Source organism: Draconibacterium sp. IB214405 (genome assembly GCF_033963885.1).
Taxonomy (GTDB): domain Bacteria; phylum Bacteroidota; class Bacteroidia; order Bacteroidales; family Prolixibacteraceae; genus Draconibacterium.
In genome coordinates this window covers 1,037,152-1,062,319 of sequence record NZ_JAXBMA010000004.1, presented here as the reverse complement: position 1 = coordinate 1,062,319, position 25,168 = coordinate 1,037,152, and the positions used below count along the sequence as shown (strand labels likewise).

General features: G+C 40.7%; 14 protein-coding genes. 7 read left to right on the top strand and 7 right to left on the bottom strand.

What is annotated here, in order from left to right; translation table 11 throughout:
• Positions 1-50: 50 nt before the first annotated feature.
• Positions 51-2,423, bottom strand: coding sequence for a zinc-dependent metalloprotease (locus SLH46_RS16935; RefSeq protein ID WP_320282394.1), 2,373 nt, complete (start codon positions 2,421-2,423; stop codon positions 51-53).
• A 319-nt stretch (positions 2,424-2,742) separates the two neighbouring features.
• Here SLH46_RS16935 and SLH46_RS16930 point away from each other — a divergent pair, with 319 nt between their 5' ends.
• A complete protein-coding gene (locus SLH46_RS16930) occupies positions 2,743-5,037 on the top strand; it encodes a sodium-translocating pyrophosphatase (RefSeq protein WP_320282392.1) in 2,295 nt (764 codons plus the stop codon).
• 210 nt (positions 5,038-5,247) lie between these two features.
• Positions 5,248-6,261: a dihydroorotate dehydrogenase-like protein gene (locus tag SLH46_RS16925; RefSeq protein WP_320282391.1), complete on the top strand. Its 1,014-nt coding sequence runs from the start codon at positions 5,248-5,250 to the stop codon at positions 6,259-6,261.
• Positions 6,262-6,320: 59 nt separating this feature from the next.
• Here SLH46_RS16925 and SLH46_RS16920 read toward each other — a convergent pair whose 3' ends face one another.
• On the bottom strand, positions 6,321-6,995 hold the full coding sequence (locus SLH46_RS16920; protein WP_320282390.1) for a Crp/Fnr family transcriptional regulator: 675 nt from the start codon (positions 6,993-6,995) through the stop codon (positions 6,321-6,323).
• Positions 6,996-7,489: 494 nt separating this feature from the next.
• Here SLH46_RS16920 and SLH46_RS16915 point away from each other — a divergent pair, with 494 nt between their 5' ends.
• The 3 genes from SLH46_RS16915 (at position 7,490) to SLH46_RS16905 (ending at position 15,472) form a co-directional block, all read left to right on the top strand.
• Positions 7,490-7,975 carry a hypothetical protein gene (locus tag SLH46_RS16915; RefSeq protein WP_320282389.1) on the top strand — a complete coding sequence of 162 codons (486 nt, stop codon included), beginning with the start codon at positions 7,490-7,492 and terminating at the stop codon, positions 7,973-7,975.
• A gap of 11 nt (positions 7,976-7,986) precedes the next feature.
• Positions 7,987-12,492: a T9SS type A sorting domain-containing protein gene (locus SLH46_RS16910; protein WP_320282388.1), complete on the top strand. Its 4,506-nt coding sequence runs from the start codon at positions 7,987-7,989 to the stop codon at positions 12,490-12,492.
• Between the two features lie 160 nt (positions 12,493-12,652).
• The gene (locus SLH46_RS16905; RefSeq protein WP_320282387.1) at positions 12,653-15,472 is read left to right on the top strand and encodes a M16 family metallopeptidase; all 2,820 of its coding nucleotides are present in this window, start codon (positions 12,653-12,655) and stop codon (positions 15,470-15,472) included.
• Between the two features lie 71 nt (positions 15,473-15,543).
• Here the strand turns inward: SLH46_RS16905 and SLH46_RS16900 are convergent, their stop codons facing one another.
• Entirely contained in the window at positions 15,544-16,863 is a 1,320-nt protein-coding gene (locus SLH46_RS16900; protein ID WP_320282386.1) for a TldD/PmbA family protein, read from the bottom strand.
• A 140-nt stretch (positions 16,864-17,003) separates the two neighbouring features.
• A complete protein-coding gene (locus SLH46_RS16895; protein ID WP_320282385.1) occupies positions 17,004-18,419 on the bottom strand; it encodes a TldD/PmbA family protein in 1,416 nt (471 codons plus the stop codon).
• Between the two features lie 808 nt (positions 18,420-19,227).
• On the opposite strand from SLH46_RS16895, the gene SLH46_RS16890 reads away from it, so the two are divergent.
• Positions 19,228-20,241 (top strand): glutamine synthetase beta-grasp domain-containing protein, encoded by a 1,014-nt coding sequence (locus SLH46_RS16890; protein ID WP_320282384.1) that lies wholly within the window; start codon positions 19,228-19,230, stop codon positions 20,239-20,241.
• Between the two features lie 90 nt (positions 20,242-20,331).
• Positions 20,332-21,456, top strand: a complete 1,125-nt coding sequence (locus SLH46_RS16885; RefSeq protein WP_320282383.1) for a pyridoxal phosphate-dependent aminotransferase — start codon at positions 20,332-20,334, stop codon at positions 21,454-21,456.
• 142 nt (positions 21,457-21,598) lie between these two features.
• Here SLH46_RS16885 and SLH46_RS16880 read toward each other — a convergent pair whose 3' ends face one another.
• The 3 genes from SLH46_RS16880 to SLH46_RS16870 are packed head-to-tail and all read right to left on the bottom strand — an operon-like array spanning position 21,599 to position 24,933.
• Complete coding sequence (locus SLH46_RS16880; RefSeq protein ID WP_320282382.1) at positions 21,599-22,456, bottom strand: HAD-IIA family hydrolase; 858 nt, start codon at positions 22,454-22,456, stop codon at positions 21,599-21,601.
• Between the two features lie 13 nt (positions 22,457-22,469).
• Complete coding sequence (locus SLH46_RS16875; protein ID WP_320282381.1) at positions 22,470-23,519, bottom strand: hypothetical protein; 1,050 nt, start codon at positions 23,517-23,519, stop codon at positions 22,470-22,472.
• A 55-nt stretch (positions 23,520-23,574) separates the two neighbouring features.
• A complete protein-coding gene (locus SLH46_RS16870) occupies positions 23,575-24,933 on the bottom strand; it encodes a glutamine synthetase family protein (protein ID WP_320282380.1) in 1,359 nt (452 codons plus the stop codon).
• Positions 24,934-25,168 lie beyond the last annotated feature (235 nt).

Below are 25,168 nucleotides of genomic sequence, written 5' to 3'. Positions count from 1 at the left end.
AAATAGTTGAAATGAAAAAGGGGCGAACAACATTCGCCCCTTAATATTTTTTATTCCATTCCGATTGGTGCCCCTTGTGGCGGCAGAGCATCGCGGGTAATAATAAATTTCTCAGGATCTTTTTCAAACTGAGTGATCTGTGACATCGCATAACCGTAGTGTGCTTTTAATGCTCCGTTTGTTGATGCGTATTTCTGTGTGGTGAATAAAAGCAGATCCTGCAATTTCAACCAGGCAATAGCTTTTACTTCGCTTGAAGCTGTCTCGTCGGTTGCAAGTGCTGCAAGATAAGTCAGGAACGAATTATCAACTACTTTCTCCAATTCTCCGTAATAACCGTCTGATTTTTCTGCTTTCCAGGTAGCCGAAATAATTTGATCCAGAACCGAGTTTAAACCGGGTAATTCTACATTTCGGCTGTGGTATTCAAGCATACGTTGTGCTCTTTTCGAATCGGTAATTTCGCTAAAAACCATGTTGGCCAGTGCTTCTGCAGCACTCAGCGGATCGAAGGTCGTTCCTGTTTTTGATTTCACGTTTTCGGCCTGGCTCCTGTAATATCCCATTGGTTGCGGCGGAATTAACTCCAATAAGTTTTCTGGAATGGCCAGTGCTTCAGGAGTAAGCGTTGCAAGCAATGCATCCAGCGCTTTTTCTTGTTCTTCTGCCGGAACCATTTTGGTAACAAACTGGTCGCCGCCTTTTAGCGCATACCGATAATTCAGTCCGCCCAATACTTTTGCTGAAGCAGTAATCTGGTAACGGTGGAAATAATAGATCGGTACCAAAACATTTTCCAGCGTTGCATATGGAGTGCCTTCAGGAATGGTGTTCTCTCCAAAATTTTTCAGTGCTATTTTCCGAATTTCCATCATACGAAGCAGTTCGTCGTATGGATTCTCGCCGTTATCCCATTGGTGGGTGTACGGATGAACACCGCTGGCAGAAGTAGCATCGGATAAAAAGGAAAGGCCATTTTTCATACTTTTTGAAAGAATTTTATCCAATTCGGCTTTTTCATCTGCACCTTCAGGAAACTGTGCGTAACCATAGGCTATAGAAACTTTGTCCCATTCTCCAATTTTATCATCGTAGGCTTCCGAGAGGTCAATTTCACCATTTTTAATTTTAACCAGCGGCTGCGGGTAGTCCATTACGGATGTACGTCCTTCGGCACTTGAGCTGTAAGCATGCGATAGTCCGATGGTGTGACCAACTTCGTGTGCCGATAACTGACGGATGCGGGCAAGTGCCATTTCTTTAGCGCGCTCCACTTCTTTAGGATCGTCACCGTATGGCGATATCAATCCCTGTGCGATCATAAAATCCTGACGGATACGCAAAGAGCCAAGTGAAACATGTCCTTTCAGAATTTCACCGGTGCGCGGATCGGTTATCGATGCTCCGTACGACCATCCACGTGTTGAACGGTGTACCCACTGAATTACATTATATCGAACATCCAGCATGTCGGCTCCTTCGGGCATCTCTTTTACGATAAAGCCATTTTTGAAACCGGCGGCTTCATACGCCTGATTCCACCAGCTGGCACCCTCAATTAATGCAGATTTAATTGGTTCCGGAGCTCCGCGATCGACGTAATAAATGATAGGCTCAACCGGTTCGCTCATGGCCGCATTTGGATTTTTCTTCTCCAAGCGGTGACGACGGATATAACGTTTTGTTATAGGTTCGTCGATAGCAGTCGCATAATCCATGTAGCTGATTCCGCCGTAGCCGGCACGCGGATCAAATTCGCGTTTTTTATAATTGTCGTCGGGTAGTTCGATAAACGAATGATGTTGCCTGATTGTAACTGCATCAGCCGACGGCGTTACACTGCCAACCAATCTTCCTGAAGGTTTTCCTGTAAAAGTAAGTATCGCTTCAAATTCGCTGTTTTTCGGGAAGCTTCTTAATCCCGCCTGGTAAATTGCCGACCTTGATTTGTCAGCCTTGTACGAACCCTGCAAAGTTGCTGCTACACGTCCGCGATCTTCGAGCAGAAAATCAGTGGCATCAAGGTAGTAGGTTCCGGCTTCTTCTTTGCTGATGGTAAATCCCCACAAAACAGATGTGGCAAAAGCATCGTCAACAGCTTTTACTTCGTCGGCGTTATCACTCGAAGCACGGTAATCGTAATTAACCTGTACCAACAGTAGTTTATTGCCGGCTTTTACAAACTTAACAACGCGCGTTCCGGTTAATTTTCCACGATCGAGACCAAGATCGTTCGACCCCACGCCCGAGGCCAGAGATGTAACATATAAAAACTCGGTGTTAAGTTGATCAACTGCCAGTTCAAGTTTACCGTCGTCTTCGTTATAGGTAAAATTGAAGAACCCGGAGAATTCCTGTGCTGACACTTCTGATTTGCCAATCGATAGGGCAATAATTAAAATAAGTAAGTAAAGTTTTTTCATTTGTAAATTCAAAATGTAATTTATTTAATGCTGAAAGTAGCAATATTTTGTAAAGTAGTTAAAATGGGTATCAAAAATCTATTTGAAAGTTAATATATGAGTTGAATTGTTCCGGCGATGTTAAGCTTTTTACATTAGTGTTAAAAAATTTTCAACCTGTTGTCAAATACATAAGCTAATAAACCTCATCTCGTTAAGAAATTTATCTTTGTCTATTGCAAAAACTTTTTTTGTAAAACCAGACTGGAAACCAGAAGAAGAACAATTTTCAATTTAATACTAAACCGTAGCCAGAAGCTACACTAAAAATTATCATCTTATGAGTAATATTTTCTTGATCGTACCCATTGCCTCTATTTTGGCATTGGTGTTCGCCTGGATTTTCTTCAAATCGTTGATGAAAAATTCAGAAGGTACTGATAGAATGAAGGAAATAGCCCAGTACGTTCGCGACGGTGCTATGGCTTACTTAAAACGACAGTACAGAGTAGTAGGAATTGTATTTGTTGTGCTTTTCATACTGCTTGCCATTATGGCATTCTTTAAAGTTCAAAATCCATTCGTACCTATTGCATTTCTTACTGGTGGTTTTTTCTCAGGCCTTTGTGGTTTCCTGGGTATGAAAACAGCTACGTATGCATCGGCGCGTACCGCCCATGGCGCTTCACAATCGTTAAATAAAGGATTGCAGGTTGCTTTCCGAAGTGGAGCGGTAATGGGAATGGTTGTTGTTGGTTTTGCATTGTTGGATATTGCTGCGTGGTACTTGTTTCTTACCGAGGTAGTGTTTACTCCGGAACACATGGCAAGCGGCCTGCACTTTATTGGGCTTGAGTTTGTTCATCCGGGAACTACCGATCACCAAAAACTGATTGAAGTAACTACAACCATGTTGACTTTCGGTATGGGTGCTTCTACCCAGGCATTGTTTGCACGTGTTGGTGGTGGTATTTATACCAAAGCTGCCGACGTTGGTGCCGACCTTGTAGGTAAAGTTGAAGCCGGTATTCCTGAGGACGATCCTCGTAACCCTGCAACAATTGCTGATAACGTAGGTGATAACGTAGGTGATGTGGCTGGTATGGGAGCCGACCTGTACGAATCGTATGCAGGTTCAATTCTGGCAACCGCTGCGTTGGGTGCTGCACTTCCTGCAATTGCATTGGAAAAAACCGGTATCGATCCGATTAAAGCGGTAACCGCTCCAATGATTGTGGCTGCAATTGGTATTATTCTTTCGATTGTTGGTATTTACATGGTGCGCACAAAAGAATCGGCAACACAAAAAACATTGCTGCGTGCATTGTTTATCGGAACTTTTGGTAGTTCTGTTCTTATTCTTTTCGCTCTTGTAGGTTTGGCCTTTGCCGGCTGGATTACATGGGGTGTTTTCTGGGCTGTTATTATTGGTTTGGCTGCCGGTGTTATTATTGGTCAGGCTACCGAATATTATACTTCTGATGAATACAAGCCTACTAAAGGTATTGCAGAGCAAGCTCAGCAAGGTCCGGCTACAACCATTATCGATGGTATTGCTGTTGGTATGAGTTCAACCTGGATTCCTGTTGTAACAATTGTTCTTGGTATTGTTGGAGCATTTTATGCTGCCGGAGGTAGTTCCGAATTTGCTATGGGAGTATACGGAATTGGTTTCGCCGCGGTAGGTATGCTTTCTACCTTGGGAATTACGCTAGCAACCGATGCTTTCGGACCGATTGCTGACAACGCAGGAGGTAATGCCGAGATGTCGGAGTTGGATCCACAGGTTCGCGAACGTACCGATGCACTTGATATGCTTGGAAATACAACCGCAGCTACCGGAAAAGGATTTGCGATTGGTTCTGCAGCGCTTACTGCAATGGCGCTTATTTCGGCTTATATGGAAGAAGTTCGTTTGTGGTTTGGTAAAATTGCCAAAGCCGGTGAAGGTTTTGTTACAAAAGGCGATTTTATTTTCTATAACGATGTTGCTCCTGCCGTTCAGGATGGAATGAAGGCCGTGAAAATTTCTACTGCTTCGGTAACTGATTTTTCGTCAGCATACGATATTACGCTGTTCAACCCAATGTTCCTAGGTGGACTTTTCCTTGGATCGATGATGGCTTTCCTTTTTAGTGCTCTTACCATGAAAGCGGTGGGTCGTGCAGCTTCTGCAATGGTTGAAGAAGTGCGTCGCCAGTTCCGCGAGATTAAAGGTATTCTGGACGGAACAGGAACTCCTGAATACGCTAAGTGTGTTGAGATTTCTACAAAAGGTGCTCAGCGCGAAATGTTGTTGCCATCGTTGGTAGCTATTATTGTTCCAATTTTGGTTGGAGCTACAATGGGTGTTTCTGGTGTTATCGGTCTTTTGGCCGGTGGTCTTACTGCCGGATTTACATTGGCGGTATTTATGAACAACTCCGGTGGTGCATGGGACAATGCTAAAAAATTCATCGAAAAAGGAAATTACGGTGGAAAAGGTAGCGAAGCACACAAAGCAGGTGTAGTTGGCGATACTGTTGGCGATCCTTTTAAAGATACATCAGGTCCGTCGTTGAACATTCTGATTAAACTGATGACTATGGTTTCGGTTGTAATGGCCGGATTAACTGTAACATTGAGTTTGTTGTAAGCGATTTATAAACATAAAATACAAAACCATCTGTCGGGAGGCAGGTGGTTTTTTTGTGTTTTTAATTCTCAAAAAAGCTCTTTTTCAATCTTGTAAATCACCGATCGGTCTATCGCGTATAAACAAAATTTAACTTCTTTATTGAACAAATTATTTGTAAATTCAGTTACACTAAGAAAAACGTAAATTCTAATCATTAAAAATACTACCATGGCAAATCTTACAACAACCTACATGGGCATCGAGTTAAAAAATCCACTGATTTTGGGAGCCAGCAATCTGGTGTCGAAACCCGATGTAATCAAACAAATTGAAGAAGCAGGAATCGGAGCAATTGTGTATCGATCGCTTTTCGAAGAGCAAATTCAGCTCGAAAGTCTTCAGATGGATGAGCAACTCAGCGAATATGAAAACAGAAACGCTGAAATGACACATCTTTTTCCGGGACTGGAGCACGCCGGGCCAAAAGAACATTTATACAATGTTGAGAAACTGGTTAAAAGTGTTGATGTGCCGGTATTTGCAAGTCTGAACGCTATTTACGAACCAACCTGGGTTGAATATGCGCAGGAACTGGAAAAAACAGGAGTGGCCGGTTTGGAAATAAATCTATACGCGGTACCGGGTTATTTTGAAGTTACCGGCGAATCGATTGAAGAAAAGCAGGTGCAGATTGTAAAAGCCATTAAACAAGTGGTAAAAATACCTGTGAGTGTAAAAATGAGTTTGTTTTACACCAATCCATTGAATTTTATTAAAAAGGTTGATGAAGCAGGAGCCGATGGTTATGTGCTGTTTAACCGTTTCTTCCAACCCGAAATAGATATTGAAAAAGAAGAATATTTCTATCCATGGGAATTAAGTAATCCGAAAGATCATATGGTAGGTTTGCGTTATGCGGGTCTGTTGCACGGTAATGTTGAGGGAAGTGTTTGTGTGAGTCGTGGTATTTACGATGCCAACGATGTAATAAAAATGCTGCTTGCCGGTGCCGATGTGGTACAAATGGTAAGTACTATTTATCGTAATTCTCCATCGGTAGTTTCCGATATTTTAATCGATATTAATAAATGGATGGACGATAAAGGATATAAAACGCTTGATGATTTCAGGGGAAAACTTTCGCGTAAAAACCTGAAAGATCCGTTTGCGTATCAGCGCGCACAATATGTCGACATTTTAATGAAATCAGAAGATATTTTCAAAAAATATCCGATGGTTTAAGCGAGTAAATATTTCGTAGCATAAAAAAACAGGAGCCGTTTGGTTCCTGTTTTTTGGTACTAAAATATAGTCGCATTTTTCCCATGTACTACCTCCAGCTCGTTACTTAGATATTCCAGCTCTTTTTCACCTTCTTCCCAGATTATATTTTTCCTGATCCGGCTTAAGCTTTGCTGAGTTACGCCAATATACGATGCAATATCTTCAAGTTTAACTTCCAAAGCTACCGATGGAAATTCTTTGAGAAATTGTTTATATCGTTCTTCGGCATTAAGCGTTCGAAGTAGCGCCTGCTTATAATGTGTCATCCCTAAATAGTTGACAATTCCAAAGGCGCCGAACCTTGTAATATCTAGAGAGGAAGACATGATCTCCATAAAAGCTATTCGGGGTAATTCTATCAGTTCGCATTCGGTAACTGTTTCCAGGGTAATTCGCGAACGGGTGCCGTTCAACAACGAAACAGTTTCGGCCAGGATTATAGGGGCTACCCTGAAATCGTAAACAAACGATTTTTCATTGTAATGATCTTCACATTTTACAATTCCTTTTCCTACAAAACGAAGCGAGTTTTCAACCTGCATGTAGTCGAGTAGACGTACTCCTTTCTCAAATTTCCTGAATTCCATTATAGTACACAGTTTTTTCCATGAATTATCTGAAATAGGATTGGTATGGGTGATAAATTCCCTGAATTGATCGATGTATGGAAGAGTGTTATCCCTATCTGTCATTAGCATGTTTTTATTTTTTGTTTCAGCAAATTAGGTGGATAGCAAATATAATTCTTTACCCGGTATTCAGTTGTCTTTTCCTTTAAAGCATTATTTCTATTTAACATTATTTTTTAACATATGGTAAATTTTGGTGATTCGGGATTCATTAATTTCGCCCCCGAATTGAAATCATTAAACCGTGACGCTTATTGTTAATATTCCTGCCTTAATACAGTCTGAAAGATAGGTTGTGATTTGCTTAAGTTTTAGTGAATACTCATTAAGAGATTGAATAAACACTGAAACATGAAATGAGCAACGTTGTGAGAATTATTATGTAAAGCACTGTTGGGTTCTTTGGTTTACACGTAATATTATAAATGGACCGAATATGAATTTTGTGGAGATCTATGACTGTATTACATGGCAATAGGAGGTATTAATAATGATATTCAGTTAAGAACTTAAAGAAAGATACTTTAATATTTATACAAACCACTAGAATTCATAAAATGAAAAAAATTACTTTTATTTTTTTGCTGTTTCTTGGTGTAATTGCTGCCAATGCAGATAGTTATTTGGACCGGAGAAATAGTGACATGAAAAACCCGAATTATGGCGAATTTATTTCGTCATACCCGTTGGCACAAAATGATTTTATAAAGCCAATCCCAATTAGCGACTCTCCTTCTTTTCTCAGTGAAGATTGGGAACTTATTAAGGTTCAGGAAGGGGTGGAGTTTTATCAGAAAAGAACTAGTTGCAATACCTCTGAAAATTTAGTTGTGAAAATAATTAATAGATCGGATAAGAGTGTTCGTTGTGAGGTTGATTTTACACCAAAAAATCCTACAGTAAATCCTTATCATGAGGTTTGTGATATTTTGACAGACCAAGAATTAGAAGGTGGTTGTTTTAAAGATAAACTAACCTTTCCTGCTATGAATAGTGATGAATATAATTTGAAGGTTAATGTAATTCTTAATGGAAATAACTAAGCAACAAGATTATGAAAAGATATTTTTTACTGACAATTTTTATACTTATTACCTTTTGCTCATTTTCTCAAATTGATACTAAAGGATCCGAATTTTGGATTGATTTTCATTATACGTATACTACTGATTTAAAGATTTTTCTTTCGGCGGAAAATGATGCAAGTGCCACAATTGTAAACAACGCAATTGGTTTTAGCCAAAATGTTACAATTACAGGCGGGGAGGTAGCATCGGTAACTGTTCCTCTATCTGCATTACTATCGAGTATCGGTATTAGTGAAAATGCCTTTTATATTACCAGTGATGATGAAATTGCCGTTTACGGTCTTAATTATTATGAATATTCAACAGATGCCTATGCGGCTTTACCTGTAGATGGATTAGGGAATGAATATCGAATTGCAGGATATAATGGAGGTCAGGTGTCAGTTATTGCAACTGAAGATAATACGATTGTTGATATGATTAGTTCAACGGGAACAAATCTATTTTCAACAAATTTAGATAAAGGAGAGGTTTATTTTTATAAGGGATCTACAATTGGGGCTTTAGTAAGTGCTTCCAAGCCAGTTGCTGTATTTTCGGGTGATCAGTGTTCAAACTTCTCGTGTTGTGCTTGCGACCACTTAATCGAACAACTTCCTCCAACAGATTCATATGGGTTAAACTTTGTGGTACTTCCAAGTGGCGAAACCGACCTGGGATCGGGAAATATTGATTATCTGCAAATAATAGGAAATGAAGATGGAACGACAATAAAAACCACTTCTGAAGGAACATTTACGTTAGATGCCGGAGAGGTGAAAATTTATCAGTTTTATGAAGCACAACAAGTTGTTGCAGATAAGCCTGTATTGGTGGTTCAGTACGGTAAAGGAACTTATTGCGGAAATGGTAGTTTAGGTGATCCAATGATGATGGTTATTCCGCCTCAGGATCAGTTTCTTAAAGGATATATTGTAACTACTCCATTAAATTTTGCCTCTCATTATTTAAATATTGTTGCACCCAGCTATGGTTATTCCAATATAACTATGGATGGAACTGTTATTCCTGCTTCTGAATTTACAGAAATTGGGTCAAGTGGTTATTATGGTGCTCGTATCGAAATTTCGGAGGGAAATCATACTATTCTTGGAGCTATGCCTTTTGGGGTGTTTTCACATGGTGTTAATCCATATAATTCTTATGGTTATGCTGGGGGGATGTCGTTGGCTCCTGTTGCAAGTGTCGATCAAGTAAGTATTTCTCCATCAGAACAAACGGTCGATATTAAGGATGATGGAAGTGTAACTGCTACAGTGCTTGATTCGGATGGTATTCCAATGGAAGGTGTTTTGGTTAATTTTTATATTTCCGGAATAGGAGACCTCCAGGGAGGTGCATATAGCAATGCTTCCGGTAAAGCAGTTTATTCCTATGGTAGAACAGAAGTAGGTGTTGATAATATTTATGCAAAAGTACTTAATATTTCCAGCTCCACTGTTACTATAAATTGGAATGAAGTTCCACCTGTACCAGTAGTGTTTACAAATGATATCACGAGCGTTGATTCAATTTCTGCGACATTTGATGGTGTTGTATCTGAAATTGGTTCCCCGAATGCAACAGAACATGGCTTTTGTTGGGGAACAACTGAGGACCCTGGTTTTGACGGAGAATATTCTAATCTTGGTGTTCCCACAGAAGGCGTAAGCTTTAATAAATCTGTTACTGGTCTATCTCCAGCGACTAAATATTACGTAAAAGCTTATGCACTAAATGAATTAGATACAGTTTTTGGGGAGCAAAAAGCATTTGTAACAGAAATGATTGATCAAGAAGCATCTGCTCCTTCAAATATTAACTGTAACAGTTTTACTGTCAATTGGATTAAAAACAGTTCAGCAACAGGTTATAAGCTGGATATATCTGAATCTGCTGACTTTAGTACTTTTCTGGGAGGTTATGAAAATAAACTGATCTCCTCAAATGTTATTGTTTCAGAGGATGTATCAGGACTAGTGAATGGTAAAACCTACTATTACCGTGTGAAAGGGATTAATTCTTTATATAACTTGAGTACTGAGTATTCATCAACCTTTTCGGTACTAAATGAAGATATGACAGCTCCTCAAGTATTGAGTAAAGACATTACGGTTTATCTCGATTCTGCTGGGGTAGCAACAATTACTGTTGCCGATATTGATGCCGGAACAACAGATAATTGCGGAATTGATACGATGTACCTGTCGCGCGATTCGTTCGACTGTACTTTGGTTGGGTATGTGCCGGAACCTGTTTTGGTTATGGAGAAAAGTGCAGGCGGTTTCAGACCAAGTGGAGTCAGCGTAACCTTAACTGCAATTGATATTCATGGGAATTCAAACAGCAGTACGTTTTACGTAACGGTTTTAGATACGATAGCACCTGTGGTTCACACAAAAGATATGGTTATTTCCCTGGGAGAAGATGGTGTAGAGTCGATTACGACTGCTGATATTGTGGTAGATTCTTACGATGCCTGCGGAATAGAATCAATTGAACTTAATAAGTCTTCGTTTAAAGGTGAGGATGTGGGGGATAACACAATCGTATTGACCGCCACCGATGTGAATGGTAATACGTCGGTGTCTACAGCCACTGTAACAGTACGCGATACCATCGCTCCTGAATTGCAGTGTCGGGATATTCATGTGGCACTGAATGACGACGGAACTACCCGTATAAATTCATGGATGGTTATAAAAAGTGACTATGATGCCGGTGGAATTGCTAAGTATTCTCTTGACAAAAGAAAATTTGACTGTAGCAATATTGGCGAGAATCTGGTTCAGGTGAAGGTGACTGATTACGCTGGTAATTTTGCAACCTGTGTTTCTACTGTTACCATAGCCGATGAGCAGGCACCGGAAGTACTGTGTCAGAATCTTGAAGTAACATTAGATGAGCAGGGGCTGGCGAGCATTGAACCGGAGATGGTTGATGCCGGCTCATCAGATGTTTGTGGCATTGCTGAAATGAGACTATCTAAAAGTGAATTTACCGGAGCCGATCTTGGTAAAAACAAGGTGACTTTTTATGTAACCGATTTTTCGGGTAATTCTGATAGTTGTACAACCACAATTACTGTTAACGACAATAGCGCACCAAAAGTAGTCTGTAATACTATCACTGTTGAATTATCGTCGAATAATTATGAGTTAACAGAAAACGACAAGCATGCACTGGCTGCCGGAAGTTTTGATAATGCAACACCAACTGATAGTCTGGTAATTGAAATAAGCCCTTCGGTATTTACCTGTGAGCAGATAGGCGATTCGGTAAACGTTGAAGTAACCGTGACCGATGAAGCAGGGAATTCGGGTAGCTGCAAAACCAAAGTATATGTTCAATCCATTTTTGATACCGATTTGGAGGATGTTGAAGTAAGTCTTGAAGCAGGCCAGTGCGAAACCACAATCGATTATCCGGCAGCATTTACAGGCGAAAGTTGTGCCAAGCTAACACTAATCGACGGCTTGGGTATCGACGGTTTATTTTCAGTGGGAACAACAGTTGAAACCTGGCAGGTTGAAATGGGTGAAGTAACTGACACGGTATCGTTTAATGTAATCGTTACAACAACAAATGCTTCGCCTACAATTGATGTACTTAAAAACGTGAGCGTATCAAATGGAAGTGTGGTAACCATTGCGCTAACAGGAATTGGGTCGGGCGCAGATTGTCTGGGAGAGGATGTTACGGTTAACGCAGCATTCCGGAATACAGAGCTTGTTAGTAGCCTGACAACCAACTATGAAAATGGTAGTACTGAAGGTGAAATATCAATTTTGCTGTCTCCTGGAATGAATGGTACAGATACTATTACAGTTACTGTTGTTGATGAATCAGGTGCTTCAATACAAAGATCCTTTGTGTTGACAGTGTCAGGACATCATGGCGGAAATGTTCCACCGGTATTGCTCGATACAATTGCAGACACAACAATTATGGCAACTTATACTTTAGATATAAGTATTAGTAAGACTTTGGGAGTGTTGTTCGACGATGTTGATGATGACAGTTTAACTGTTAGAATTGCGCCACTTGAAGGACTAATGCCAGATTGGATCTCGCTCAGCGAAGAAGATACGATGTACTATCTAACTTGTACTCCAGCCGTAACAGATACCGGATGCTACGAATTTGTAGTTTCGGCGATGGATGACTCCGGAGCAATGGCCGCAGATACTTTCGGGGTTTGTGTATTGCCGTTACCGGTTGGAATTGGCGGTTTCAGTCAAGCGGAATTTGATGTTACCATGTATCCAAATCCATCAAAAGGTTTGGTGAATATCGAGTTGGAATCGACCTCGATTGATGGAACCGAAGTTTCGGTAAGTAACATTGCCGGAGCAGAAGTATTCCGCAGATATTACCTCTCTGAAGATCAGATTCAGATCGATCTGTCGGAGCATGTTAGTGGAATGTACCTGATACGGATTAAACAAGACGGTAATCAGGTGATAAAGAAACTTGTTTTGGATAAGAATTAATTTTCCGAATAAAAAAGCATAGAAAAAACAGGAGCCATTTGGTTCCTGTTTTTTTGTGCATTTACCCGAAATGAAACAACAAATTTAAGAACTTAACAAATTTTTGATTATTTATATTTTGTGCTAACTTCGTAAAAAACAATTAAATACACCTTTAATCATGAAAAAACTAAGTTTTCTCCTCAGTCTCAGTTTGGCATTCGTACTGTTTCTGAGCTCGTGCACTACCACAAAACAAAACGATGAAAAACTTTCGGTTCCGTATGTTCAGTATCAGCTGGATAACGGTCTTGATGTAATTTTGCACCAGGATAAATCAGATCCGATCGTAGCCGTTGCAATTATGTATCACGTTGGGTCGAACCGCGAAGTTCCCGGAAAAACCGGCTTTGCTCATTTGTTTGAACACATGATGTTCCAGCAATCAGAAAATGTTGGACAGGATGAATTCTTTTCAAAAATCCAGTCGGCCGGAGGAACATTAAATGGCGGAACCGGAAACGATCAGACCATCTATTATGAAGTTGTTCCGAAGAATGCACTGGAAATGGTGCTTTGGCTGGAATCGGACCGGATGGGATACCTAGAGAATACCGTGACTAAAGCAGCATTTGCCAATCAGCAGAACGTTGTTCAAAACGAAAAACGTCAATCATACGATAACCGTCCGTATGGTTTTAACCAGTGGGTTATTGCCAAAAATTTGTATCCCGCTGGGCATCCTTACAACTGGACTGTTATTGGCGAAATGGAGGACTTGTTCAATGCTTCGGTGGATGATGTAAAAGCGTTTCACTCGAAATTTTATGTACCAAACAATACTACAATTGTGTTGGCAGGCGATTTCGAGGAGGCCGATGTAAAACCAATGCTCGAGAAGTATTTTGGTGAAATTCCGGGCGGTGAAAAAGTAGAAGATATGCAGCCGCAAAATGTTACGCTCGACGAAACTAAAAAGCTGTATCACGAAGATAATTTTGCCCGGACACCACAGTTAACCATGATTTGGCCCACTGTTGAGCAATACAACGAAGATGCTTATGCACTTCAGTTTTTGGGGCAAGTGCTGGGAACCGGCAAAAAATCGCCTTTCTACCGGGTTATTGTAAAGGACAAAAAGTTAGCGCCGCGGGCGTCGGTTTACAGCCGCACGATGGAGCTGACCGGACAATTTACGATATCGGTAAATGCCAATGCAGGAACAAGTCTTGCCGAAGTTGAAAATGCCGTGTTTGAAGCTTTTCAGCTTTTTGAGGAAGAGGGAATTACCGAAAAAGACCTGGAGAAACACAAGGCTGGTCTTGAAACACAATTCTACAATGGTGTTAGTTCGGTGTTAAGTAAATCGTTTCAGCTGGCGCTGTACAACGAATTTACCGGATCGCCGGGTTATATAGAGGAGGACATTGCCAAGATTCAGGCAGTTACCATCGACGATATTAATAGGGTTTACGAAAAATATGTAAAAGGAAAAAATTACCTGGCAACCAGTTTTGTGCCTAAAGGACAGCTTGATTTAGTTGCCGAAAATTCGGTTGATGCAGGTATTGTTGAAGAGAATATTTTAGAGGCCACTCAAGTTGATCAGTCAGCAATTGCCGCAGACGAAGAGATTGCCAAAACGCCAACAAAATTTGATCGTTCAGTAGAACCGGCCAAAGGTCCTGATCCTGAAATATCAGTGCCAGAGGTTTGGACCGATGAAACAGCAAACGGTATTAAAGTTTATGGTATCGAGCACAACGAATTGCCATTGGTTCGCTACTCAATTGTTATCGATGGTGGTCATATTCTCGCAGAAACAGACAAAGCCGGAGTGGCAAGTTTTATGGCCAGCATGTTAATGGAAGGTACGGCAACAAAAACGCCTGAAGAACTGGAAGAAGAAATCGATTTACTGGGGGCTAATATCAATGTTAGGGCCGGTACCGAAAATATTTCGGTTTCTGTGAACAGCCTTACCCGAAACTATGAAAAAACGCTGGCATTGGTTGAAGAAATTTTACTGGAGCCACGTTGGGATGAGGAACAATTTGAGCTGGTAAAATTGCGAATGATTAACAATGTAAAACGCAACCAGGCGAATCCTAATTATTTGGCAAGTGTTGCGTTCGATAAATTAGTGTATGGCGACGATAATATACTGGCTTTACCAAGTTCGGGGACTATTGAAAGCCTGGAATCAATAACCATGGATGATTTGAAAGATTTTTACAATAAAGCAGTTTCGCCGTCGGTGGCCAGAATGCACGTTGTTGGAAAAATTGATCACGACCGGGTTGTTGCAGGTCTTGCAAGTTTGAGCGCAAACTGGGAAGCGCACGATGTTGTATTCCCGGAAATTGCTGCGCCAAAACTTCCTGAAAAATCAACCATCTATTTTGTTGATGTTCCGGGTGCTAAACAGTCGGTTATCAATATTGGCCAAAATGCCATCCCACGCACTTCTGACGATTTTGAAAAGGCAACCGTGATGAATTACAAGTTGGGCGGAAGTTTTAATGGAAACGTAAATATGATCCTGCGCGAAGAAAAAGGTTTTACCTATGGCGCAAGAACTTATTTCTCGGGAGGTAAAAATTACGGAACTTTCCAGGCGAGTTCAAGCGTTCGAACTACAGCTACTGAAGAGTCGGTACAGATTTTTAAAGATGAGATCAAAAAGTACCGCGAGGGTATTTCTGATGATGATTTGCAGTTTACAAAAGATGCATTGATAAAATCGAATGCACGAGGATTTGAAACGCTGGGTGCACTGCATGCTATGCTTACAAATATTAGTGCTTACGATCTGCCTTTCGATTACGTAAAGCAGGAAGAGGAGTTTATCAAGTCGTTAACTCCTGAGCAGCATAAAGAACTGGCTCAGAAATTGCTTGATCCGGAACACATGTATTACGTTGTTGTTGGTGATGCAGAGACTCAACTTGCAGCTTTAAAGAAAATCGGTTTAGGCGACCCGATTTTATACGAATTGTAATAGTTGAGATAAAAGAAAAGAGCCGTTCTGAAGTTTACAGAACGGCTCTTTTTATTTAATGCGAATTCTTTTTACAATCCACTAAAATCAACATCGTTGAAAAGAATCGATGGTGTGCGCCACGAAGAATCTTCGCGAACATCGTTACCAATTTCTCCAATGTTTGCCCAAAGCGTTTTCATATTACCGGTAATGTTCATTTCGGTAACCGGTTTTACAATCTCGCCATTTTCCACTAAAAATCCTTCAATACCGTATGAGAAATCTCCGGTTGATCCATTGCTGTTTCCACCGTTAAAACCTGTAACAAAAATTCCTTTTTTAACCGATGCAATTAATGCGTCAAGGTCTTTGTCGCCGGTTTCGAAAACAAGGTTGGTTGTAGCTCCACTGTTGGGTTCCATTTCCAGTTTTTTGCCGTAATAAGTGTCGATGTAATATCGCTGCAAAACACCTTTTTCAAAAACCGATCGTTTTTTTGTGGCAATACCTTCGCCGTCGAACAGGCGCGAACCGCGTCCTCCGAAAATAAACGGATCGTCAGTCAAGGTTAATTTTTCCGATGCAACTTTTTCTCCGAGTTTATCGATGAGGAAAGAGTTTTTTTGCTGGATAGCAGAGCCGCTCAGCGCATTAATAAGCGGACTAAAAATGCGGCTTACCACACGGTTCTCAACGATCATTGGCATCGTCCCCGAAGCAATTTTCTCAGCACCAATTTTCTCAAGGGCTCTTTTTAATGCCGTTGTTCCGGTTCCTGTTTTTTCAAGCTCGTTGTATTTAATGGCGATTTCGCCCCATCCGAATTCCGGTCTTGCATCGCCATCGCCTTTTACCGACACTTCAGTGCTTACACCAAAATACGAATTAGCAGTGTCGCCTTCAAAGCCGTTGCTGTTTACCATCACACGCTCGCTTAGTCCATCGTAATAGCTGCTCGAAACTGAAATGATACGATCGTTTGTGCCCAAAATTTCTTTCTCAGCAGCAAAAGCAAGCTGTATTTTTTCCTCTGGATCAACGTCTGCAAAATTCTTGTCTAACGACCCCAAATCCGGTCCGTCGCCTTTGTAATACAATTCAGGATCGGGAAGTGTTCTGAATTCATCTTCCGATAGGTATTTGGTACCTTCGATAGCTTCTTCAATAAAGCGTGCCAGATCTTCCTTGTTTAGGCGGCTGGTAGAGTGCGATGAGTATTTTTTGTCGACAAACAGACGAATCGACAAGCTGCTTTGTAGTGCCTGTTCCAGTTTGTCAATTTTTTCTTCGCGCACTTCAACGCTGCTGCTTTGATTGTTCGATATATTTACGCTCACTTCCTGGGCTCCGTTCTCCAATGCATGATTCATAGCCCATTTTGCCAATGTATATTTTTCTTCTTTTGTCATGGTTTTAAAATTTAAGATTCAAACATCAATTCTCATTTTTGTTTTTCATCCCCTGCACTCCTTCGTCGCGCTTCCCCCTTCGAAGGGGGATTTAGGGGGATGAATGATTGTTTTCCCCTTGTAATTATTAAGCTACGAGATTATGCATTTGTTCCTCCAACGGTCATTTTCTTCACTAAAACAGTTGGCAGGCCAAGTGTTACCGGAACCGATTGTCCGTCTTTTCCACATGTCCAGGTACCGCTGTCGTTTTTGTAGTCGTTGGCAGCCATCGAAATATCGGCCAGAGCCTGCGGTCCGTTGCCAACAATGTTAATGTCTTTAATTGGCGTGGTGAGTTTTCCGTTTTCGATAATGTAACCCGATTTTACAAAGAAGGTAAAGTCTCCTGCACCGATTTTAACCTCGCCGTTGCTGAAGTTGTCGACATAAACGCCGTAATCAACTGCCGCAAAAATTTCTTCGGTAGTGTGCGGACCATTTTCCATGTAAGTTGATCGCATACGCGGAAGAGGCATGTGGCGGAACGATTCGCGACGTCCGTTACCCGTTGGTTCAACACCATAATATTTGGCACTGATCCGGTCGTGAAGGTAACTGTTTAGCATACCGTCTTTTACCAGGTAAGTTTTTTGTACATCGTTTCCTTCGTCGTCGATGTTTATGGCACCACGGTCGTTTGGCAGCGTACCGTCATCAATGATATTTATAAAACTTTCAGCAACTTTTGTATTTAGTTTGTCGCTGAAAATTGAAGTTCCTTTTCGGTTGAAGTCAGCCTCAAAAGTATGGCCGATAGCTTCGTGAAGTAAAATCCCCGAACCACCTGCACCTAGAACTACAGGCATTTCTCCTGCTTTTGGTTTTCCGGCTTTAAACAGCAGGTTGGTTTTGTCAACCGCTTCGTTGGCCAGTTCGTCAACCAGTTCTTCGGTAAGCCATTCAAAACCCTGACGCACCGAACGGGCAGCGTAAGCATTTTCTATCTGATCATCTTTTTGCATAATACAAACGGCATAAAAGCTGATCATTGGGCGGTAGTCGTAAGTCAGTCGTCCTTCAGAGTTATAAAACATTACGTAACTGCTTTCGTCGCTCATTCCGGCGTTTACTTTAATCACCTTTTCGTCGAGGCCGAATATTTTATCGTTTACCTTTTGTACAAAAGGCACTTTGTCTTTTACCGAAACGTCTTCCCACTTTTTCGATATTTTATAGTAGTTGGCGGGCAGTTTTTCGTTGTAGTCAGTTGCATTAAAACTTGAGCTGCTGTTGGCAATGTTTGCGGCCATTTTTGCTGCATTCAGCATATCGTCGAGCGCAATATTTTCGGAGTAGGCAAAACCGGTTTGGTCGCCTTTTAATACGCGGATACCAACACCGAAATCAATATTGGAATAAGCGCGGTTAACTTTTCCGTCTTCAAGCGCTAGGCTGTTGGTAATTTTGTGTTCAAAAAATAAGTCGGCATAGTCGCCGCCTTTGCTCATGGCTGTTGCAATAACTTTTTGCAACATCTCGGTAGTCACTTCAAAATGATCTAAATAACTTTTCACGTCTGCTGAAATTTGTACGTTTTGGCACGATTGCACAAAGGGAGGTAAAATCATACTTCCCGCTGCAAACATACCACTTGTTTTTAAAACCTGAGTTTAACCTAAAAATATTAACACAGCTTCAGAAAATTTTTTCATAGGCAATTCAAATTTTTGAAGAACTATCGGGATAATTTGAGAAAATTTGAGGCAGGATATGGGAAAATTTTCGAAGCCTGTAAACAGGAAAATCAGCATTGCACAATCTTTGATCCAAAAAAATCCTTGAAATATCCCGATATTCCTTCTGATTTTTTGAACCAAATCTCGCACATTTCAGATTTTCTGAGTAAATATTTTTAGGTTAAACTCAGGTTGACAAACTGCGTCTGTCAACTTTCATAGTGCATGTATTGTTTTTAATTTTTAATTGTTGTCCTGGGTAATAACACTTCAATAAGTAAATGATGTTAAAATAAAATTACAGGATGAGGAATAAACTTTTATTTCTTAGTGATGAATTTTTATAACAGCTAGTCTATTTCTATCAAAATAATGGGAGTCAGGCCATTTTTGGGGTCATGCGACAGAAATAGGGGAATATTTGAGTAGATAGATGTAATTTTTAAAGGTTTTTAACGCTAAAAAAGAAGATTTTAAATAGAGCTGTGTTTAAATTTGGGGTGGTTGACAAAAATCTATATTCAATGTAAATTTTGTATTAATTTATTACATTTTGTTACAAATATGCTTCAACAAGTTTCTTTTAAGCATATTTTTGTGAGAGACAGTTAGAAAAAATCTATTTTTAAATAAAATTTATTACATCATGAAATCGAAATTGGAATACATTTGGTTGGATGGTACTGTGCCAACTCAACAATTAAGAGCAAAAACTCGTGTAGCTGAAAACTTTAGCGGAAAATTGGAAGATTGTCCTGTATGGTCTTTCGACGGATCTTCAACTAACCAGGCCGGTGGTGGTTCTTCAGACCTTCTTTTGAAGCCTGTTTTTATTTGTCCTGATCCGGACCGCAAAAACGCTTACCTTGTTTTAACTGAAGTATTAAATCCTGATGGCACTGCTCACGATACCAATGGTCGTGCTCATATCGAAGAAGAAGATGAAGATTTCTGGTTCGGTTTTGAGCAGGAGTATTTCTTGTACGATCCACAAACCCGTTTACCTTTAGGTTTCCCTGCAGGTGGTTTCCCTGGCCCACAAGGTCCTTACTACTGTGGTGTAGGTGGTTCTAAAGCTTTCGGTCGTGCGATTGTTGAAGAGCATTTCGATCTTTGTTTAGAAGCTGGTTTGAATGTTGAAGGTATCAACGCTGAGGTAGCAGCCGGACAGTGGGAATTCCAGATTTTCGCTAAAGGTGCACATAGCGCCGGTGACCAAATTTGGATGGCTCGTTTCCTTTTGGAGCGTACTGCTGAAAAATATGGTGTAGATGTAGAATGGCATCCAAAACCACTTGGAAAAGATCTTGACTGGAACGGTTCAGGTATGCACGCTAACTTCTCTAACGGTTTGATGAGAACTTGTGGCGACGAAAAAGTATTTACTGCAATTTGCGAAGAATTCGGTAAACACATCGAAGAGCACATCTCTGTTTACGGTGCATACAACGATCAGCGTTTAACTGGTTTGCACGAAACTGCAGCTATCACTGATTTCAGCTATGGTGTTTCTGACCGTGGTGCTTCAATCCGTATTCCTGTTGGAACAATTGAAGATGGTTGGAAAGGACGTTTGGAAGACCGTCGTCCTTCTTCAAATGGCGATCCTTATAAAATTGCTGCTGTTATTATCAAAACAACAAAAGCAGCCGCTGTTTAAGAGTATATATAATTGCAAAATAAAAAGAAACTGTCCTTATTGTAGGGCAGTTTTTTTTTGATCAAATTTGCCGTCGCAAAATTAAAACCCATGCTAAAGAAACAAATTGAAATCAAACGTCACCTGTTTAACGATACTTCGCATTCGCCATCGTTGGTTGATATTGTGGGAGAAGAACAATTAAGAGATGTGGTGGATTTTTGTTTCATCGAAAATCCGTATTTTCCCGGAGAAGCCTTAATTCAAAAACTACAGGATAAATTGCCTGAGGTTTTAAAAGCGTATCCATCGAGCAATCCGAAACTTGCTCAAGAGGATTTGGCGGCAGTTGTACATGTAAAACCCGAATACCTTGTTTTAGGAAACGGTGCCACCGAGCTGATTACAATTATTCAAAACAACCTGGTTGAAGACATGGGAATTCCCATCCCTACTTTTAGCGAATACATCGAAAAGATTCAGAACCTGGAAAAGGTGAAGTTGTTTCAGTTGCCGGTGGATAAAGAATATCAGTTGGATTTGGATGAATACGCAGATTGGCTGGTGGACGAAAACCTGTCGTCGGCACTGATCATCAATCCCGGAAATCCAACGGGACAGTTACTTTCGATTGAGAAAATAACCGATTTTTTAAACCGTATGAAGCATTTAAAACTGGTGCTGGTTGATGAGTCGTTTATTGATTTTGCTGACGAAGAAATTCCAAGTTTAATGCCGCTGATTGAGCAGTTTCAGAACCTGTTAATTGTGCGCAGTATGAGTAAACATTGTGGTGTGCCCGGTTTACGTTTGGGGTATTGTTGTACGGCCAACGGGTTTTATCTAAAGCAAATAAGAAGCGCTTTGCCGGTTTGGAATATAAATACGCTGGCCGAGTATTTTTTAACACAGCTAAAAGATACGGACGTTGAATACCACCGCGCCCGCAAACATGTTATTTCCGATGTTCGGGAATTGCATGAAGCACTGTGTGAAATTGAAGGATATGAAGTTTATCCCTCGAACAGTAATTTTATTCTGCTGAAAATAAATTTTGCAATGAGTGCTTACGATCTGCAAATGAAATTACTGCAGGATTTTGGCGTGTACGTGCGCGATTGTTCCAATAAAATCGGGCTCGATGATAAACACATCCGCGTTGCTTCAAAAGGCCGCGACAAAGACCAATTGTTGATTCATGCATTGAAAGAGGTGGCGGCAGAGTTGCCAAGGTAAAAGTTGAGAGCAGCTATGCTGATCGAAATCCCGACCGGAGCGTCGGGAGCAAAAATCAAACAGAGCTGCGAGTTTTTAATATGTCAGGCTACGGTTTTCAGTATCCAGAATCCAGAATCAACGATCCTGACAACAACCAATCTTACAACTCAATAACCGCCGATTCGCAAACGTAGGTTGGGATAATTCCCGAACTGCCGATCTTTATTTTTGCCATTTCCGGAAGTGTGTTTCCCGACAATACCAATGCCGTGTCGAGACCGAATTTATTACCCCCTATAATGTCGGTGTACAAAGTGTCGCCAACCATTAAAATTTCGTTGCGTTTAATGTTCGGAATGTCCTGCATGGCACGTTCGTAGGCCAGTAAGAACATTTGAGCATCAGGTTTTCCAAAGCGAATAAATTTCTTGCCCAGAATTTGTTCCACCAGGTCGGCCAGTCCACCGATCGCCACCGAAATATCGTTTTTATTTACCGGGTAATTAATGTCGGTATTTGCCACAATTACGGTCATGTTTTTATGGCGTAGCAAGTTTATGGTTTTATCAATATCCTTATTCCAGTCGAATCCTTCATCATCAAGAAAAGCAAACGATTTTATATGCTCAAGATCTTCAAGATTTACTTCGCTAATCGGTACGGTTTCCTGACCGGCTGTCTCGAGGTAATGCGCCGAGTCTTTTGTCCCGAGATAAGCCACTGCTTTTCCGTTGGCCAGTTTGGTTTTAAAAAACTCCATGGCCAGCATCCCCGATGATAATATTTTATCCGTAGTAATACAGGTCAGCCCTCTTTTTTGATACCAGTTCGAAAGCTCAACGGGGCTTCTCGATGAATCGTTCGTTAAAACGTAATACGGAATTCCCTTCGATTCTAAATACTTAAAAGTATCTTCTATTCCATCAATCAGGCCTGAATGGTTTTTTAACACACCAAACGCATCAAAAAATACGGCCCGGTAGTTTCTCACCACACTTCTAAAACTTTTTGTTCTCATAATATTGCAGCTGTCAGAGTTTTAATGTCTTTAAAATTTTCTCTACCCGGTAATTCGCTTCCATGGCAGGGAAATACGAATCGTAAGCTTCCTTAATCAGTTTGTTTGAATAGTCTTTTCTGAAAAAGTAGGGCCCGTCTTTTATAACATAGTTTAAAATGAAAAAGCGGTATACTTCTTTAATTAAATGCACTTCGGGCGGTGTTAACGGGAAAATTTTATGGTATTCTTTCAGAAATAGCATAAAACGGTCTTCCATCAGTGTGTCAACCATATAACTGAAAACAGTGCGGTCGCCGCCATCGGAAACAACGCGGCTAAAAAAGTAAAAGTCCATTACGCGCGACGACATGCGGAACCAGTCGTAGTCCCACCGCGAATAAAACTTTCCATCGCCTGTTATCGAGAAATTACCAATGTTCCAGTCGACTAAAACCGGAATGGTTTCAATCTCGGTGTTATAATTAACGCGGTCGGCATTTTCAAGAAAATGATCGGCATGACGCAAAATCAGATCCTTGTGCGAATCGTCCATTTGGATATCGCTTTTATAAATTGACCTTTTGAGTTTCTGAATATCAACAATTACATTTTTCGACGAATGTGGTAGCTGGTTGGAAACGTTGGTGCAAGCTTTGTGAAAACGTGCCAGTTCGCGACCCAGTTTTTTGATATGTTTTTCTTCCAGTCGGCGTGGCAATTTATTGCGAATTTGGATAGGATTGTAAAATACCACCCAGGCACTACGCTCGCGTTCGTGATAACGATAAATAAACAGCTCGTTACGTTTCACCAGCGATTGCGCCAAAAACATTTGATAAGGATATTCAAGGTTATTGGCCAGGTTGTTGATTATGATGTGGTCTTCCCTAAAGTCTTCAAAATTGCCGTATTCCGATATTTTCGCAAAAACCGGTTCGCGCTTGTAAAACGATATTTTATATACGTGATTTGTCGATACTTTTGCACTTACATCAAAAACTCCTTTTATTTCGTGCCGCTCGCCATCAAACTCTTTCCAGGCAAGTTTTATAATTTCACCATAATCCAGTATCTGCATCATCTTTTTTCTGTTTATTCAAAGTTAGTTGGTTTTGCTTTGCCGCGTTGTTGTTGGTTTAAATTATTTCGAAATACCTTTTTAATTCCCATTGCGAGTCGTTTTTATCGCTTTGCTGGCATTCCCATTCGCGGGTAAGCGTAAAATGTTTTACAAATGCCTCTCCAAATAATTCGTTGGCTATTTCTGATTCGGCCATTTTTTTAGTTGCTTTTTCCAAGGAATCAGGCAATACTCCTTTCCCGGTTTCCAGGTAGCCATTTCCGGTGGTCGGTGCAATTTCAAGCGGCAATTTATTTTTTATTCCGTAAAGTCCTGCGGCTAATGAAGCACCCAAGGCAAGATAAGCGTTGGTGTCCGATCCGGGAACTCGTAATTCGATACGCGTTGATTTTTCGCTTCCGGGAATAGCACGCACAGCACAAGTACGGTTGTCAATTCCCCATGTTAGGGTTCGCGGTGCCCAGTCGCCGCCACACAATCGTTTGTAACTGTTCGGGTTGGGTGCAAACATCGGCAGAATTTCCGGAAGACATTTTAAGAGGCCTGCAATATAATATTGCATCGTCTGGCTCATTTTTGTGTCCGATTCCGAATTAAAAAACAAATTCTGCTTTTTGTCCAAATCCCACAAACTCTGATGAATATGACCGCCGCATCCGGGCAGGTTTTTATTCCATTTTGCCATAAACGTGGCCACAAAATTATGTCGGTAGGCGATTTCTTTTACAGCCGATTTAAACAACAGCGCTTTATCGGCAGCAGCAAGAATATCGTCGTAAATAACTGTGGCTTCTATAACACCGGGGCCGGTTTCGGTATGCATTCCTTCAAGCGGAATATCAAATTGTTGCAGAAGCTCGAACAAGTCGTTAAAGAAAGCATGGTTGAGTGAACTTCTTAAAATGGAATACCCAAACATTCCGGGAGTGATTGGTTGCAGGTCGGTATAATTTGATGCGGCAATTTCACTCGGAGTCCCCTGAAAATTAAACCATTCAAATTCTTGCGAAAAGATGGGTTTAAATCCCATTTCCTCACTCTGGCGGGCAATTCGTTTTAATAAAGTGCGCGAACAAACCGCATCGGCATATTTCGGATCGTTACTAAAATCACCTAAAAAAAACGGCGTGTTTTCTTCCCACGGAATCTGCCGAAAAGTTTCCATGGCAATCTCTGCTTTTGCATCCGGATAACCGGTGTGCCACCCCGTAATTTCACTGTTTTCGTAACATTTGTCGGCACAGTCCCAGCCAAAAATTACATCGCAAAATCCAAGTCCGTTGTCAACGGCGTTAAAAAATTTATCCTTGTGAATGTATTTCCCGCGTAAAACCCCGTCAATATCGGCTACAGCAAACTTTATTTTGTTAAAATTTCCGGCCTTTATAATTGCCAGTATCTCTTGTTTTTTCATTCGAAGCACAAATTTTAATTTAAAATAAGCGATGTTTGAGGAAATACCAAATACTCTTTTTGCAAAGTGTCTTTTTATGAATCAAAAAAAGGGTTTACGTGGGTTCCGAAAACAAAAATATTACGAGCATCCCCTCTTAAATATATGGTCGTCGCAAATAATTTATTAATAATCGTGCTTCGGGTATGATAAAAATCAGTATTACAGCGGAAAATGTTAATTTTGAGCACAGACA